The organism is Porcipelethomonas sp., from assembly GCF_051893655.1.
Classification (GTDB): domain Bacteria; phylum Bacillota; class Clostridia; order Oscillospirales; family Ruminococcaceae; genus Porcipelethomonas.
Genome location: NZ_JBJFHN010000078.1, coordinates 1 through 15,243, shown reverse-complemented (window position 1 = coordinate 15,243; position 15,243 = coordinate 1). Strand labels below are relative to the sequence as shown.

The window sequence follows — 15,243 nt, the reverse complement described above, 5'->3', positions numbered from 1 at the left end:
AGGAGATGACATCATATGGAACAAGAACAAGAATTTGCGCCGGAAACGTACACTGAAGAAGAACTGGACGCATTAGACAACCATATCGAACAATATTTCGGAGAATATACACAAGTATTCCACGAGATTTTTTCCCCGGATATCCATGTGGATATCTGTATCATACCACCTACGCCAGAAAGGAACTGGATCACTCTTGTAACTCAGGGCATGGGTGCACACCGTATGGATGTACCTGAAGAACTGGCAGAAGAGGGACTGGAACGGGCAGAAATGCTCATCTGCCTGCCGCCTGACTGGAAACTGGACAGCGAGGATGAAAAAGATTATTGGGTGATTCGTCTGCTGAAAAGTCTGGCACGGTTACCCATCGAATGCGAAACCTGGTTAGGCTGGGGGCATTCCATTGACAATCAGAAACCATTTGCGGAAAATACTAAACTGTGTGCAGCCCTGCTGCTCAGTCCTGGTGCCTATGCAGAAGACGCTTGCGTGTGCGAGCTTCCTGATGGAGAACAGGTAAACTTCTATCAGGTATTCCCTATTTATGCTGAGGAAATGTCATTTAAGATTAAATACGGCACAGACCCTCTTCTGGATCTCATGGCTGGAGCTGTGGGACATGTTCTGGATATCCGACGCTGTAATGTATGTACGGACATTATGGACTGTGAGGACTGGCATGCAGGCTCCATACGAGAAAAAAATTTGCCTCTGGACGAGATCACGGGATATAATCACATGGCAATTTACCTGCGCTGGTGCATTGAGCATGATCTCATGAGTGATCAGTTTCTGGAAGATTTCGAAGATGCTGTGAATTCTGTCAGGTCAAAGGATGGCAGAGTGGATCTCCGGGAACTTATCCGGGATGAATTTTCCGGAATGCTGTACCGTACGATCTTCAATGAAACTGGCAGACAGTTTGCAGCGTACTATTATGACCATTCCCATGATGACGGTCCGTGCTATCCGGCAGATGTAGATGACTATGCCCTGCGATATTTCGGTGAGGAACGCTACAATTCCGAGGAATTTCAGGACGAGGCGTATCTGTTCATTCCCTATGATGAGACATTTTATAAAGGTATGAAAGTGTATATTGACCATTATTTTACGGAATTCTGTAAAATCAGAAGCGAAGTATGATAAAAAAAGTAATTTTTTAATATATAACCCCCGGTCAGAAAACCGGGGGTTTCAGCTTATCTAAAAAGTATTTTGAAAAAGATAACAGATGTCAAATCAGTTTTCCCACGACACCTGCTGAGATTTAACCATTGCAAATTCTTTCAGACAATCAGAATCCAGATTTTCATGATTCATATTTACAGCAGTCAGCTGATTGTTATCATAAGTTTTATAATAGTAAATCCCCTTATCGGCATTTGCACAGCATGAATAAGTTGTCAGGTAACATTTGTCCGGACTGGTAATAATACTGCCGTTTACAACTGCCACAGAATCCAGAAGATGAAAGAACTGAGAAACGCTGCTGTCCTCATCATCCTTACAGTTTGAATTGAGGAGCAGATAAGCCGATTTTACAAAACGGGATGCTGACGAGAAGTCTCCCGGAAGGCCAAAACTTCCCAGACCTTTTCCGAAAGGCTTTACTCCGGCTGATTTATAAAAACAATTTTCCTGAAGCTCTACATTAAGATTCAGGTACTGGCTGAGATTAGTCATGTGAAAATCAAACGTCGGATCATTTGTCATTACATGGACAGGATTATCATAAATATGCATTCCGCTCTTTGTGACTTCAAGAACAATAGATTCATTTTTATCGGCAATATGCCAGTGAAGAGTAGCCAGCGGTAATTTTTCACTAAATGGTATTGCAATTACATGAGTAATAGCAAGAAGCTTTCTGACTTCTTCCACACAAGCACATTTTCCTAACAGCCATGGTATCAGTTCAAAGGGTGATACATTTTGTTTACTGCAGTTTTCTTCATGAGGATAATATGCGTTTTCAGGGAAATTAAGTCCTGCCATGCAAAGTCCCTTCTCATTTACAGCCTCTGCATACAACGGATAATTATCCGCAACTGATGCCATACCGATCATCGCATAATGATGTTTCAGCATACCTGCCTTTCTGAATTCAAAAGGATAATTTCTCGGAGTTATAACAACATGTTCTCCGAAACCATAATCCAGATCCATATTACGGCCAAAGTAAAAATCCCTGGTCTTCATAGCTATACTTGTACACATTTCTTTAATTCTCCTTTTTATAATTTACAATATTCTGAACCATAAATTCTTTAAATATTCCAAATTTAATTCTCTTTATTTTTCAATCATCTTTTTCAAAAAAGCTTTTGTTCTGTCATTAGACGGATTATCAATAACGTCCTCTGGTTTTCCCTTTTCAACTATTAAACCGCCATCCATAAAAATAACCTGTTCAGACACACTTTTTGCAAAATCAATTTCATGTGTTACTATAACCATTGTCATTTTTTCTGCTGCCAGTTCCCGTAAAACCTTAAGTATTTCTGCTGTAAGTTCCGGATCAAGTGCAGATGTCGGCTCATCAAAAAAAAGCATTCTGGGTTTCATTGCAAGAGCTCTCGCAATAGCAACACGCTGTTGCTGTCCTCCTGAAAGCTGATATGGATAGCAGTCCCCTTTATCTTCCAGCCCCATTTTTTTCAGAAGAATTTTTGCCTCATTATATACCTCTTCCTTATTCCTTTTCTGTACATGAACAGGAGCATCAGTTATATTTTTCATAACAGAATAATGAGGAAAAAGATTAAAGTTCTGGAAAACCAGTCCGAAATAACTGCGTATTCTTTTAAGCACCGCCTTATCAGCATATACCGGCACACCGCTTTCGTCATTTACTGCCTGCTCACCGCAGTAAGTCATGCTTCCGCCGTCAATTGTTTCCAGCATAGTCAGACAGCGCAGCAATGTTGATTTTCCGGAACCGGAAGGACCGATTATTGAAATAACTTCGCTTTCTGACACTGAAAAACTTATATTCTTAAGTACTTCCAGTTCTCCAAAGCTCTTTTTTAAGTTTGTGACTTCAAGTAAATTCATGTTTATTCCCCCTTTATCTGAAATAATTCATTTTCTTTTCAATTTTTTCCATAATAAATGCAACAATAAAGTTAAAGATGTAATAGAAAACTCCTGCCACAAATAATGGAATTATTGTTGCTTCAGCAGCAGCAACCTGTTTTGCCAGAGTAAACATTTCTGTATAAGACAAAGCAAATGCCAGTGAAGTATCCTTTACGAGGGTAATAACTTCATTTGTTACAGACGGAATAATATTTTTTACCATCTGGGGGAACACTATTTTGAAAAACTGCTGCATTCTGCTGTATCCCAAAACTGTGCATGCTTCATATTGACCTTTATTAACTGCCTGAATTCCCGAACGGTAAATTTCAGCAAAGTATGCGGCATAATTAAGTGTAAATCCTATAATCACTGCATAAAAGCGATATCCCGGAGGAGTATTTATTCCCAGAATAAAATGTGGCCCGAAAAATACTACAAGCAGCTGAAGCATCAGCGGAGTTCCTCTCACAACGGATATGTACAGTTTAACAATCCATCTGAGAGGTGCAAATTTTGACATTCTTCCTGCTGCAATAAGAAGTCCCAGCGGCAGCGAAAAAATAAGCGTCAGAACAAAAATTGCAAGTGTAGATAAAAATCCGACAGAAATCTGTTTTGTTATACTCCAGATTTTCATTGCCAGTGATTCATTGTTATAATCTGCGTCATTATCCATAACCTCATCTTCAGCAGAAAGACAGACACTTGACTGAAGATTCCACTTCTGCGCAATCTCATTAAATGTACCGTCCTCAAGCATCTGTATCAGAGTTTCCTGAACCATATCACGAAGCTCAGTATTTCCTTTTAAAAATCCAATACCATATTCTTCAGATGAAATATGTTCATCAAGAACGTTAAATCCGCCTCCCCTTGATTCTATTTCATAAGCTGCTACGCCGATATCCATGCAAATAGCATCTACCGCACCTGACTCAAGATTCAAAAAAGCACTGTTATAATCGCTTACCTGCTGAAGTTCTGCAAATGACTGGCAAAGCTTTACATTCTCCTCAGAAGCATCATCACCAGTAAGTGCCGCAAGTGCGGAACTGTCTGTCTGGACGGCAACTATCTTTCCGGACAGATCTTCCAGTTTTTCAATTCCTGAATCAGTTTTCACAATAACAACCTGAGAATTGTCTATGTATGGTGTACTCCATGTATATTTATCTTCTCTTCCGTTCATGGTAAAACCATTCCAGATACAGTCAATAGAACCGGTTTTAAGTTCCATGTCTTTTGAATTCCAGTCAATAGGCTGTTTTTTCAGATTCCAGCCTCTGCGGTTACAAACCTCTTCTGCAAGGTCTAAGTCGAACCCTACATATTCTCCGCTTTCATCCTTATAACCATATGGAGGGAACTCAGCGTCAAATCCTACAATAAAATCTTCATTTTCTTTGGAAGAACATCCGGTCAGAGCCGCAAGTACAAAAGTACAAAGCAACGCCGCTGCGATCAGCATAATAAAATGCTTCTTATGTCTTTTCATTAATTTCATGCTCCTTGTGAATTGATAAATTAATTATATCAAATAAGCCCTGACTTTTCAAGACAATATTACAATCAGATTATAAAAAAGCTGCCGGACAGTTAAATTGTCCGGCAACTCAATTCGGCTTTCTTGTCAGTTAAGCTTTTCTTCTTTTTTTCTTATTCTTATTATTCTTAACAGAATCAGCAATTTTTTTGAATTCCAAAGCTTTTTCCATATTTCCCTCAACCTTAAGTTTGCCTGTCATAAATGCAGAAACTGAATCAAGAGAGCCATCTGCAAGCTTTAAAAAATTTTCAGCAGTTACTATAAATTTACAGTCCCTGTCATAATATTCATACGGTTCAACAGACAAAACACCATTTTTCAGTTCAATATAAAACGCACCGCTGCCTTCTCCGACAATATCAATTTCAATAGCAAGATTGCTGTCAATGCCGCTTACATCACTGTTCATTATAATCTCTTTTGATTTACTAAAAACTTCTTCATAAGTCATAATATAAAAGTCCTTTCTTAAACAATAACACCTTTGTCTGACTGTCGGCGAATTATTTTCTTAGATGTAGTCTTTTCAAATTCCTTATCACGTATACGCAGTCTGCGGATAGTTTTGGAAGACGGCAAAGTCTGATTGATACGCTGAATTTCATCATTAAGCTCTTTACCGATTTCTTCTGTATTCATTTCAGCACATATATCATTATTCGGATATATTTCTGCTGTAATAACTCCGTCCTCGGCATATACAAGTACCTCAGATACCATATTTACTAATGCAAATCTATTTTCAAGCTCCTCAGGAGATACATTTTCCCCATTGCTTAAAATAATAAGATTTTTCTTTCGTCCAGTAATGAAAATACGGCGCTGTTCATCAACATAACCTAAATCTCCGGTATGAAGCCATCCGTCCTCTGTCAGAGCTTCTGATGTAGCTTCAGTGTCCTTGTAATACCCCATCATAACCGACGGACTTTTTACCATTATTTCTCCATCCTGAATTTTAACTTCACATCCGTTTACAATTGCACCTACATCTCCGCAGCTTTCACTGTCAAGAGTGCCGGTAGAAATTCTCGGTGAACACTCTGTCATGCCGTATCCCTGAGCCATTGGGATTCCAAAAGCCTTATATTCCTTAATAAGTTCCGGGCTTAGATAAGCACCTCCGCTGTAAATTCCTTTAAGTCTTCCGCCGAATACTGCCTTTGCAATAGCCGCAGGCGGTATATCCTTTTTGGCATTTGCCGCCGCCATGATCTGTTTATAAATAGTTTCCGCAATCATTGGAACAAGCAGTATAAGAGTCGGCTGAAACAGTTTAAGATTCTGAGAAATACGCATCATTGAATCATTTACGCATACTGTTGCGCCATACCTGAGGGACAGCAGAATATCACACGTAAAGCAGTAAACATGGTGAACAGGCAAAACGGTAAGAAGAGTATCCTCCGGAGAGCTTTCATTATCCTGACACATAGTGTTATCAATAAGATTTCCATGTGACAGCATAACACCTTTGCTTTTTCCGGTAGTACCGGAAGTGTATACAATTGCTGCCAGTGATTCCGGTGAAACCGGCGGAATTTCCTCAGGTGAAAAATTCTCAAGTATAGAGGAAATTGAATTTTCGCAGGTTTCAGTCTGCTGCAAAGATATAAACGTATTTACTCCGGGACATGAAGCTCTGATTACAGGAAGCATTGGTTCATAACGATAATCATAGAAAAATACAGACGAATCAGACCTGTTAAGCAGTTCGCATATATCATCACAGGCAAGCTGAGCATCAAGGGGAACAATTACATTGCCTCCAATTACCGTACCAAAATAGCTTACAAGATAAGCATAGCTTGTGGGACCGATAACTGCTGCATGAAGCTTTCCGTCATTTGAGATTCCGTTCAGAAATGCACATACACGAAGACTGTCTTCATAAAAGCAGGAAAATGATTTTTCATTAATTTCCTTTCCGTTTTTCTCTTTTAAAAATATTTTATCATTATATTCATTACTTGACTGTTTTATTAAATCCAGCAGAGTTTTAACTGAGCTTTTATCCATTAGCTGTCCCTCACTTCCTGATTGATTCCAGATATTTAACCGCTTCTTCCACTGTATGAAGATTAATTATCTCCTGATCATCGACCTGAACATTCATTGTTTCTTCAACCTCTCCCAAAAGGCTCATAAAATCAAATGAATTAAAGCCCAGATCCTCAATAAATCTTGATTCCGGAGTAATATCATCCGGATTCACGTCAACATAATTGCAGATAAGCTCTTTTAACTGTTCAAACATTTCAGATTCTCCTTTAAATCATTTCAAGAATTTCACCTATTGTACGGTCCTTATCTTCAATTCCACGGAACAGAACACGGCAAAGGTAATAATAAAGACACTCCATTTCCTGTGCGGTAACGACATCCTTTTTATATTCAAAATTGAAATTCAGTCCGTTATCCTCCACACGATGCATAACTGTAAGATAAAGAGGCTGTGCGGCAACACCGTTTGAATACCAGTAGCTTTTATAGTCTATATCCGGAAGAGTGGTATCTCTTTGTCTTAGCGTCAGCGGCTGATATGTAAGGCTTATACTTTCATAGCTTGCACCGGGAGCAAGCTTCCAGTGCTTTGAACGGCGCATGGTAAGCTCTATAGGATCAAAATTTGCATGACGGAAAATTCGGTTCTGTTCAGTCTGGATAACACGTATTCCGTCAAGGAAAGTCATTTCAGGCTCTAAAATAGTACGCAAAGGGAAGAAATGTATTCGTGTACCTCCTGAACGTTTTTCCAGCAAAGTACCTCGTCTGGCAACATTGGTCTTTACTGATACATCCTTTTCATTGTTGTTGAACTGTGACAGAACTGTCCTCAGTCCCATAAGCAAAAGGCTTGCCATAGGCACATTATTATCAAGGCAGAATTTCATCAGTCGTTCAGACGGCTCCGCTTCAAGGTGATATACGGAAATTGCCGCTTCAAGACTTTTTGATGTTATTACTGCACTTCTTTGATTCGGATTTCCGTTTTCCCTGCGCTGAGTAAGAAGTCTGCCCATTCCGGTAAAGTCAGTATACATAGGTTCATCTCTGGACAGTTCATTCATCCAGAACTCTTCGTCTCTCTTACGTGCATCCGAATCTGCTTCATAAGTCAGATCCCGTTCTACTGCCTTTATGTATGACTGAGTCGGTTTAGGCATTTCAGTACCGTATTTTTTTGCACAATAAAGCTCCAGCACATCACGGTCAAAAGCAATAATGGAACTGGAATCCATTGTCATGTGATCAACCTTAAGATAAATACCGTTATATCCTCCCGGAAGCTTTACCATAACCACTTTATTCATAGGCGAATTGTAACGTTCAAAAGGTTCTGCTGTCCATTTCCTCATTTCATTATGTGCAGTTTCTTCATTCCACTTTGAAAAATCACAGAAACCAATTTCTCTTTCTTCAAACGGCATAACATACTGATAAACAGTGCCGTCTTCATCTTTGATAAAACGCAGACGCATTGAGTCAAACCGTTCATATGCCTGATAAATTGCCTCTTTCAGAAGCTTAAAGTCCACATCCTGCTGAACATACAGACCTGTTCCTATGTTCAGTACCTGATGGCAGGGACAATACTTGATAGTATAATTATGCATTCTCTGTGCTGCTGTAAGGGGATAGCATTTTAAACTTGCACCATTAACAGTAAATTCTTTCATATGGATTTCCTTTCGATCAACATCATTCTGACATATATTTGCCTAAAAATTCCGATACCTTTTTTTCGTACAGAGGAACGTTCTCATAATAACTTGCCGCATGTCCAGCATTTTCCACAATCAGCAGCTCTTTAGGTGCTGCACACACTTCATAATTCTTTTCGCTCATCCATGTAGGAACAAAATTATCATCCTTTCCATGAATAAACAGCGTCGGGCATTTATTAGTCTGCATGGCAGTAAGCGTAGAATAATCCTTAAATCCATAGCCTGCCTTTCTGCGGCATAAAGCGTCATTTATATTCATTACCGGAAACGGCAGCATTTTATAGTCTCTTTTTAAAATATGTGCAAATACATCATATGGAGAAGTGAAAGCACAGTCTGCAATAACTGCTTTTACGTTATCAGGCAGATCAGGAAATCCGGAAGCCATAAGGACAGTTGCTCCACCCATTGAAATTCCAAAAAGCAAAATCTGTTTTTTTCCTTCAAACCGATTATTTACATATTTTATCCATGACATACAGTCATACCGGTCAAGTATTCCGAAACCGATATATTTTCCATCGCTTTTGCCGTGGGAACGATTATCTACTATAAGACAATCAAAGCCCTGTTTTAATAAAAAAGCCGATATGGATGAGCAGTCATTCAGTCCGCAGCTGGTATAGCCGTGAAATGCTATAACAAGCTTATCCGTCGGATTGTCTGATGCAAAATAATATCCATGCAAGGTCAGGCCATCTCTGGATCTGATTGTTACTTCCTCCATATTTCTCTGCATAAGCCATTCTTTATTTGGGTGAATGATTTTTTTATATTCCTCCCACTTTGCCATATCTGCCATTTCGTTCAGATCTACTCTGACTTCATCCTGTCTGGGTATAACACGTTTAAACAGCGTTGCTGCCCCGACTGCTGCTGCACAACCTGCTGCGGCAATACCTCCGGCAATTCCGGCTGCGACTAATAATGATTTCATCTGACCGCTCCTTCTGTTTTTTCGACCAACGGTCGAAATTGGTTTATAATAATTTTAACATAAATTCGACCGGCGGTCAAGTATTTGAAAAAATTTTTATTGTCAAAGGTGCAAGTTTGTGATATAATTGAAAAAAAGTACGCAGAGGTAGTGTGTATCCTATGAAAAGTGATAAAAAGGAATTAATTTTTGACGCAATGGAACAGCTGATGTCTTCTGTACCATACAAGGACATATCCGTTAATACTATTGCGAAAAAAGCCGGAATCGGAAAAGGCAGTATATATTATTACTTTAAAAGCAAGGATGAAATTCTTTATGCAGTCATTGAACGCAGTTACAGACGGGCTGTTCATGAATATATTGAAAGTGTCAAATCCCAGTCGGAAGTACCGGCTCTTGAAAAAATCCAGAAACTATTTCAAAGTATAATAAAAAAAGATTTTAAGGACAATGAAAAAAATCTGATTGTAACCCTTCATCTGAATAATGATATACTGCTTCATAATAAAATGAAATATTTTGCAATACAGGAGGTATCTCCTATACTTACTGAACTTTTACAGCAGGGCATCAAGGAAGGTTCTATAAAAACTGATACGCCCAAAGAAAGTGCTGAAATTATTGTGGCTGTCCTGACTTTTTTATTGGATGACAACAGTTTTCCTGAGGACAGTGTAAGCATGAAAAACAAGCTGAAAATATTCGCCGGAGTATTAGAAGTCTGCCTGAAAACTGAACCCGGAAGTTTTGATTTTCTATATAATATGAGCAGTAGTTCTTGATGCTGAAAGGAGGTTTTTTACAAAACCTCCTTTTTTATATGCATAATCACACTTCAAAAGTTCATTGTCACAGAGTTTCTCCCTGGATTGGAATAACATCTTACAGTTTTTACATTCCTTTTCCCTGAGATCAGATTTAAGGATTATTTAATAATTTTAATGCTACAATGGAATTACAACAATGAAAGGGGTATAAAAATGTATCTGCGAATACTCAAAAAAGACCTTAAACGAAAAAAGACCATGAATGTCATTCTGTTGATTTTTATTACTATGGCGGCGATGTTCATGGCAAGCAGTGTGAATAATATTATCACTGTTGTAAGCGGACTGGATAATTATTTTGAAAAAGCTGGTATGACGGATTATTATATAATTGCAAACAGCACAGATGAAACTAATAACATTAAGTCTGTTCTGGAAGAAGAAAAGTCTGTTTCAGAAATTAAGAGTGAAAAATTTCTTTGCGGTTATTCGGATAATTTTACCGATGAAAAAGGAGAAAAAATTTCTGATTTTTCAAATATGGCAATTATTATGTCAATTAGCGAAGCAAAACTCAATTATTTTGACAGCAAGGATAACGTAATAAAAAATGTTCCGGAAGGCAAAGTATATTTATCGGGGCCCCTTGCCAAGGATATTTCAAAAGAAGTGGGGGATAAAATTTGTATCAGTTTTGGAAATACCACGCTTGACCTTGAATATGCAGGAATTGCAAAGGATGCTTTTCTTGGCAGTGATATGATGAGCAACCCTCGCTGCATTCTTAATGATAAAGATTACCGCAAGCTTTATTCTTATGAAAATATCAGCGAAGGTCTTTTTGGAGAAGCATATTATGTAAATTCAAGCGATATTTCCTCTCTGGAAAAAACTATGGCTAATGCCGAAAATATTCTTTTCAGCGGAACAAAGTCCACAATAAAAATGACTTATGTAATGAATATGATCGTTGCAGGACTTTTGCTTATTGTAAGTGTATGTCTTATACTTGTATCTTTTGTGGTGCTTAAATTTACAATTAATTTTACTATCAGCGAAGAATTCAGAGAAATAGGAGTAATGAAAGCACTGGGCATACGAAATGATTACATACGCATGCTTTATCTTGTGAAATATTTTAGCATTTCTGTAGTCGGAGCATTTATCGGATATTTTGCAAATATTCCTTTCGGAAAGATGCTGCTTTCAGATGTAAGTGAGAATATGGTTTTAAGTAACGATAATTCCATGCTTACAGGCATATTATGCGCCATTGCTGTTGTGTTTGTAATAATGCTTTTCTGCTGGAACTGTACAAGAAAAATTAAAAAACTTTCACCCATTGATGCAGTAAGAAACGGTCAGACTGGTGAAAGGTTTTCAAGAAAAAATTTTCTGAATCTTGGAAAAAGCAGATTGAATTCTACGGTATTTATGGCTGTTAATGATGTTGTAAGCAGTCCGAAACAGTTTTCTGTAATTACTGTTGTATTTACAATATGTATGCTGCTTGTAATGATTCTTGCAAACACAGCCAACACCTTAAACAGTGAAAAGCTTCTGTTCCTTTTCGGAACACAGAAAAGTGATCTGTATTATACAAACACCTCACGTATCATTGAGGTAATAGGTAAAAGCAAAACCTTTGAGGAAGTATTTGACGATATAGAAACTATCCTTGCGGAAAATAATATGCCGGGAGAAGTTACGATCGAACGGATGTTTATACTGCCGGTTACTAAAGGCAATAAAAAAGTTAATACTACTTTTCAGCAATGCAAAAGTACAAAGGCAAGTGATTATACATACAGCGAAGGTACTGCGCCAAAATACGAAAATGAAATTGCACTTACAAAACAGCTTGCCGAAAAGCTTGGTGCAGAGATCGGTGATGAAGTTCAAATAGGTATTGACGGAGAGGAGAAAACATATATTGTAACCGCATTTTTTCAAAGTATGTGTCAGTTAGGCGAAAGCGGCAGACTTCACGAAAGTGTAAGCATACCTGATTATGAGATTTCAAGCGCATTTTCTTTCCAGATAGATTTTGACGACAATCCTGACAAGGCTGAAATAGAAATAAGGAAAGAAAAGCTAAAAGAGATTTTTGATACAGAAAAGGTATTCAATACTGAGGAATTTGTAAAAGATTCAACAGGTGCTGCGGATATTGTAAGTAACGTAAAAAATATGGTGCTTGTTTTATCCCTTATAATCACCGCAATGATAGGCATACTTATGGAACGCTCGTTCATCACAAAGGAAAAATCTGAAATTGCACTTATGAAAGCTACGGGAATAAAAAGCCGTTCAGTTATTATGATACATATACTCAGGTTTGCAGTTGCAGGCATTATAGCTGCTGTAATTTCTCTGCTGGTAAATATACCTTTGACGAAACTCTGTATAGACCCTGTATTTTCAATGATGGGCGCCATTAACGGAGTAGAATATGAAATCAGACCTTTAGAGATATTTGTGATATATCCAGTTTTTATAACAGCGGCAATACTTCTTGGTACATTCTTTACTGCACTGTATACAAAAACAATAAAATCATCGGATATTTCCAACATTGAATAGGAGGAAACAAAATGGAAAAAATTCTTGAAGTAAAGGATCTTTGCAAAACATATATAGTAAACAAGCGACAGAATAACATTCTGAAAAATATAAATTTCACCGTTTCGGAGGGGGAAATGGTCGCCATAATGGGACCTTCGGGTTCAGGCAAGTCTACGCTGCTCTATGCAGTTTCTGGAATGGACAGTATTACTGCCGGCGAAGTGGACTTCTGCGGAAAAAACATTGCCGGAATGAATGAAAAGGAACTTGCAAGTCTCCGGCTTGACGAAATGGGATTTATCTTTCAGCAGATGTATATGCTGAAAAATCTGACCGTACTGGACAATATTATTCTTCCTGCCTGCCAGTCGAAAAAGAATACGGAGAGCCGCAGGGAAACAGCACAGCATGGTCAGGAGCTTATGCGCAAACTAGGCATTATCGACATTGCCGACAATGACATCAATGAAGTCTCCGGCGGACAGCTTCAGCGTGCCTGCATCTGCCGCAGCATGATAAACCGACCAAAGATAATCTTCGCAGATGAGCCGACGGGAGCATTAAACCGCACTTCCTCCGATGAGGTAATGGAGGAGATTGCAAAGCTCAACAGTGAGGGTACAACGATTATGCTTGTTACCCACGACGTAAAGGTTGCGGCCAAATGTACAAGAGTGCTTTACATAGTTGACGGAAACATAAAAGGAGAGTATAATTTAGATAAGTATGAAAATGGCTCTCAGATAAGAGAGCGTGAACGGGCGCTGAACAACTGGCTGCTGGAACTTGGGTGGTAAGTATTATCAGCGGTCACATCTTGGAAAGGATCTGTTATGACCGATATTCTGATCGTGGAAGACAACAAGGAACTGAGCGGATTACTGTGTGATTTTCTCCGTGCGGAAAATTATACAGTATCTGTTGCGGAAAGCGGTGAAAAAGCCTTGTCGCTGTATGAAAAGTACGGCGCAAGGCTTATTGTACTGGATATTATGCTGCCGGGTATTGGCGGCTTTGCGGTGTGCAGAAAGATACGTGAGGAAAGCAACACACCTATTCTTATTGTAAGTGCAAAAACTGAAAAGGAGGACAAGCTGAACGGACTTGTTCTTGGTGCGGACGATTACATTGAAAAGCCATATGACATTGACATCATGCTTGCAAAGATAGGCGGCATTTTCAAGCGACGATATGCTGTTGACGAATTTATCGACGGCGATATCCGCATAAATAAAATCACCCGCAGGGTGTATAAAAAGGATATGCTCCTTGACATGACCTCAAAGGAATTCGACCTGCTTGTGCTTCTTGTGGAAAACAAGGGCAGGGTTCTGAGCAAGGAATATATTTTCAATCAGATCTGGGGCAGTGACAGCTTTTCGGAACAGCAGACCCTAACAGTACATATCAAATGGCTTCGTAAGAAAATTGAAGATGATCCGAAAAATCCACGAAAAATTCTGACTGTGTGGGGCATAGGCTACAAATATGAAAGCGTTTAACAAGATATTTGCTGCTGTAATTGCAACGATAATACTGATTTTTGCGGGAGCCAATCTGTTACTTACCTCTTTGGATCATACAAACTGCGGCAGACCCTATCGTGTGGAGATAAACAGACTTGCATTTGAAATTGAACAGAACGGCTTTGACAGTATGGACATGTCAGACTGCGAATACGTCACGCATATTGAAAAATACAGCAACAGATTTTATGATACCGACAGTAATTATGTAGTACGTGAAATAAACGATGAGCTTTATCGTTTCGACTACAGAGCGGATAGAAAGCCTGATAAAAACGGCGTGATACTTATGGTAAATATAATTCTGGGTATTATGTCTGCAGTAATTACAGGAGTTCTGATATTTATACGAATAAAGATTCTGTCACCTTTTGAAAAGCTGACAAATGTTCCTTACGAACTGTCAAAAGGTAATCTTACGCCTCCGATAAAAGAAAATAAAAGCCGCTTTTTTGGCAATTTTATCTGGGGAGTTGACCTGCTTCGTGAAAATATGGAACAGCAGAAGCAGCGTGAACTTGATTTGCAGCGAGATAAGAAAATGCTGCTTTTATCCCTGTCACATGATATTAAAACGCCGCTGTCCGCCATAAAGCTTTATGCAAAGGCACTTTCAAAGGGACTATATGATGACAGAGAGAAACAGATTGAAATTGCTGAAAGCATCAATATCAAAGCTGATGAGATAGAAAGCTATGTTTCACAGATCATTACTGCATCAAGGGAGGATTTTCTATGTCTTGATGTCAGCAATGATGAGTTTTATTTATCAGAACTTATCAGTAAAATCAACGCATATTACAGCGAAAAGCTTTCGCTGATAAAGACATATTTTAACGTTGAAAACTATACGGACTGTATATTGTTCGGCGACCTTGAGCGAAGTGTTGAGGTTTTGCAGAATGTAATAGAAAATGCGATTAAATATGGTGACGGAAAAAGCATAAGGCTGCAATTTTCTGAAGAGGACGGCAGTTTGCTTATTACTGTCAGAAACAGCGGCTGTACCCTTTCCACAAACGAACTGCCCCACATTTTTGAAAGTTTCTGGAGAGGTGAAAATGCTGAAAACGAAAAAGGCAGC

14 protein-coding genes and 1 pseudogene are annotated in these 15,243 nt (G+C 38.7%); 6 read left to right on the top strand and 9 right to left on the bottom strand.

The genetic code is table 11. The features are described 5' to 3' along the window. Positions 1-15: 15 nt before the first annotated feature. Entirely contained in the window at positions 16-1,149 is a 1,134-nt protein-coding gene (locus ACI4WO_RS04620) for a suppressor of fused domain protein (protein WP_439806387.1), read from the top strand. Positions 1,150-1,245: 96 nt separating this feature from the next. Here the strand turns inward: ACI4WO_RS04620 and bsh are convergent, their stop codons facing one another. From bsh to ACI4WO_RS04575, 9 genes and pseudogenes are all read right to left on the bottom strand, one after another. Beyond that, on the bottom strand, positions 1,246-2,223 hold the full coding sequence (gene bsh / locus ACI4WO_RS04615) for a choloylglycine hydrolase (protein ID WP_439806386.1): 978 nt from the start codon (positions 2,221-2,223) through the stop codon (positions 1,246-1,248). Positions 2,224-2,298: 75 nt separating this feature from the next. Continuing rightward, entirely contained in the window at positions 2,299-3,060 is a 762-nt protein-coding gene (locus tag ACI4WO_RS04610) for an amino acid ABC transporter ATP-binding protein (protein ID WP_439806385.1), read from the bottom strand. 13 nt (positions 3,061-3,073) lie between these two features. Continuing rightward, positions 3,074-3,724 carry an amino acid ABC transporter permease gene (locus ACI4WO_RS04605; protein WP_439806403.1) on the bottom strand — a complete coding sequence of 217 codons (651 nt, stop codon included), beginning with the start codon at positions 3,722-3,724 and terminating at the stop codon, positions 3,074-3,076. Between the two features lie 129 nt (positions 3,725-3,853). Further along, positions 3,854-4,555, bottom strand: a pseudogene (locus tag ACI4WO_RS04600) (amino acid ABC transporter substrate-binding protein); the annotation flags it as partial. A 166-nt stretch (positions 4,556-4,721) separates the two neighbouring features. After that, a complete protein-coding gene (locus ACI4WO_RS04595; protein WP_439806384.1) occupies positions 4,722-5,084 on the bottom strand; it encodes an SCP2 sterol-binding domain-containing protein in 363 nt (120 codons plus the stop codon). Positions 5,085-5,101: 17 nt separating this feature from the next. Continuing rightward, a complete protein-coding gene (locus tag ACI4WO_RS04590; RefSeq protein ID WP_439806383.1) occupies positions 5,102-6,652 on the bottom strand; it encodes an AMP-binding protein in 1,551 nt (516 codons plus the stop codon). A gap of 10 nt (positions 6,653-6,662) precedes the next feature. Then, positions 6,663-6,890 (bottom strand): acyl carrier protein, encoded by a 228-nt coding sequence (locus tag ACI4WO_RS04585; RefSeq protein WP_439806382.1) that lies wholly within the window; start codon positions 6,888-6,890, stop codon positions 6,663-6,665. A 13-nt stretch (positions 6,891-6,903) separates the two neighbouring features. After that, entirely contained in the window at positions 6,904-8,313 is a 1,410-nt protein-coding gene (locus tag ACI4WO_RS04580) for a condensation domain-containing protein (protein WP_439806381.1), read from the bottom strand. A 22-nt stretch (positions 8,314-8,335) separates the two neighbouring features. Beyond that, the gene (locus tag ACI4WO_RS04575) at positions 8,336-9,298 is read right to left on the bottom strand and encodes an alpha/beta hydrolase (RefSeq protein ID WP_439806380.1); all 963 of its coding nucleotides are present in this window, start codon (positions 9,296-9,298) and stop codon (positions 8,336-8,338) included. Between the two features lie 161 nt (positions 9,299-9,459). Between ACI4WO_RS04575 and ACI4WO_RS04570 the strand changes: the two genes are divergently transcribed. The 5 genes from ACI4WO_RS04570 to ACI4WO_RS04550 all read left to right on the top strand — a co-directional run. Further along, the gene (locus tag ACI4WO_RS04570; RefSeq protein ID WP_439806379.1) at positions 9,460-10,083 is read left to right on the top strand and encodes a TetR/AcrR family transcriptional regulator; all 624 of its coding nucleotides are present in this window, start codon (positions 9,460-9,462) and stop codon (positions 10,081-10,083) included. 198 nt (positions 10,084-10,281) lie between these two features. Then, entirely contained in the window at positions 10,282-12,651 is a 2,370-nt protein-coding gene (locus tag ACI4WO_RS04565) for an ABC transporter permease (RefSeq protein ID WP_439806378.1), read from the top strand. A gap of 11 nt (positions 12,652-12,662) precedes the next feature. Then, complete coding sequence (locus ACI4WO_RS04560; RefSeq protein WP_439806377.1) at positions 12,663-13,430, top strand: ABC transporter ATP-binding protein; 768 nt, start codon at positions 12,663-12,665, stop codon at positions 13,428-13,430. Positions 13,431-13,466: 36 nt separating this feature from the next. Then, complete coding sequence (locus ACI4WO_RS04555; RefSeq protein WP_439806376.1) at positions 13,467-14,135, top strand: response regulator transcription factor; 669 nt, start codon at positions 13,467-13,469, stop codon at positions 14,133-14,135. After that, positions 14,122-15,243: sensor histidine kinase (locus ACI4WO_RS04550; protein ID WP_439806375.1), on the top strand; the 1,122-nt coding region annotated here is incomplete at its 3' end. The genes ACI4WO_RS04555 and ACI4WO_RS04550, both read left to right, overlap by 14 nt.

Bases quoted from the DNA above. Each gene is read 5' to 3' on its own strand.
- ACI4WO_RS04575 (WP_439806380.1), bottom strand. From the start codon at position 9,298: ATGAAATCATTATTAGTCGCAGCCGGAATTGCCGGAGGTATTGCCGCA.
- ACI4WO_RS04605 (WP_439806403.1), bottom strand. From the start codon at position 3,724: ATGAAAATCTGGAGTATAACAAAACAGATTTCTGTCGGATTTTTATCT.
- ACI4WO_RS04620 (WP_439806387.1), top strand. From the start codon at position 16: ATGGAACAAGAACAAGAATTTGCGCCGGAAACGTACACTGAAGAAGAA.
- ACI4WO_RS04580 (WP_439806381.1), bottom strand. From the start codon at position 8,313: ATGAAAGAATTTACTGTTAATGGTGCAAGTTTAAAATGCTATCCCCTT.
- ACI4WO_RS04560 (WP_439806377.1), top strand. From the start codon at position 12,663: ATGGAAAAAATTCTTGAAGTAAAGGATCTTTGCAAAACATATATAGTA.
- ACI4WO_RS04590 (WP_439806383.1), bottom strand. From the start codon at position 6,652: ATGGATAAAAGCTCAGTTAAAACTCTGCTGGATTTAATAAAACAGTCA.
- ACI4WO_RS04555 (WP_439806376.1), top strand. From the start codon at position 13,467: ATGACCGATATTCTGATCGTGGAAGACAACAAGGAACTGAGCGGATTA.
- ACI4WO_RS04565 (WP_439806378.1), top strand. From the start codon at position 10,282: ATGTATCTGCGAATACTCAAAAAAGACCTTAAACGAAAAAAGACCATG.
- ACI4WO_RS04570 (WP_439806379.1), top strand. From the start codon at position 9,460: ATGAAAAGTGATAAAAAGGAATTAATTTTTGACGCAATGGAACAGCTG.
- ACI4WO_RS04585 (WP_439806382.1), bottom strand. From the start codon at position 6,890: ATGTTTGAACAGTTAAAAGAGCTTATCTGCAATTATGTTGACGTGAAT.
- bsh (WP_439806386.1), bottom strand. From the start codon at position 2,223: ATGTGTACAAGTATAGCTATGAAGACCAGGGATTTTTACTTTGGCCGT.
- ACI4WO_RS04610 (WP_439806385.1), bottom strand. From the start codon at position 3,060: ATGAATTTACTTGAAGTCACAAACTTAAAAAAGAGCTTTGGAGAACTG.
- ACI4WO_RS04595 (WP_439806384.1), bottom strand. From the start codon at position 5,084: ATGACTTATGAAGAAGTTTTTAGTAAATCAAAAGAGATTATAATGAAC.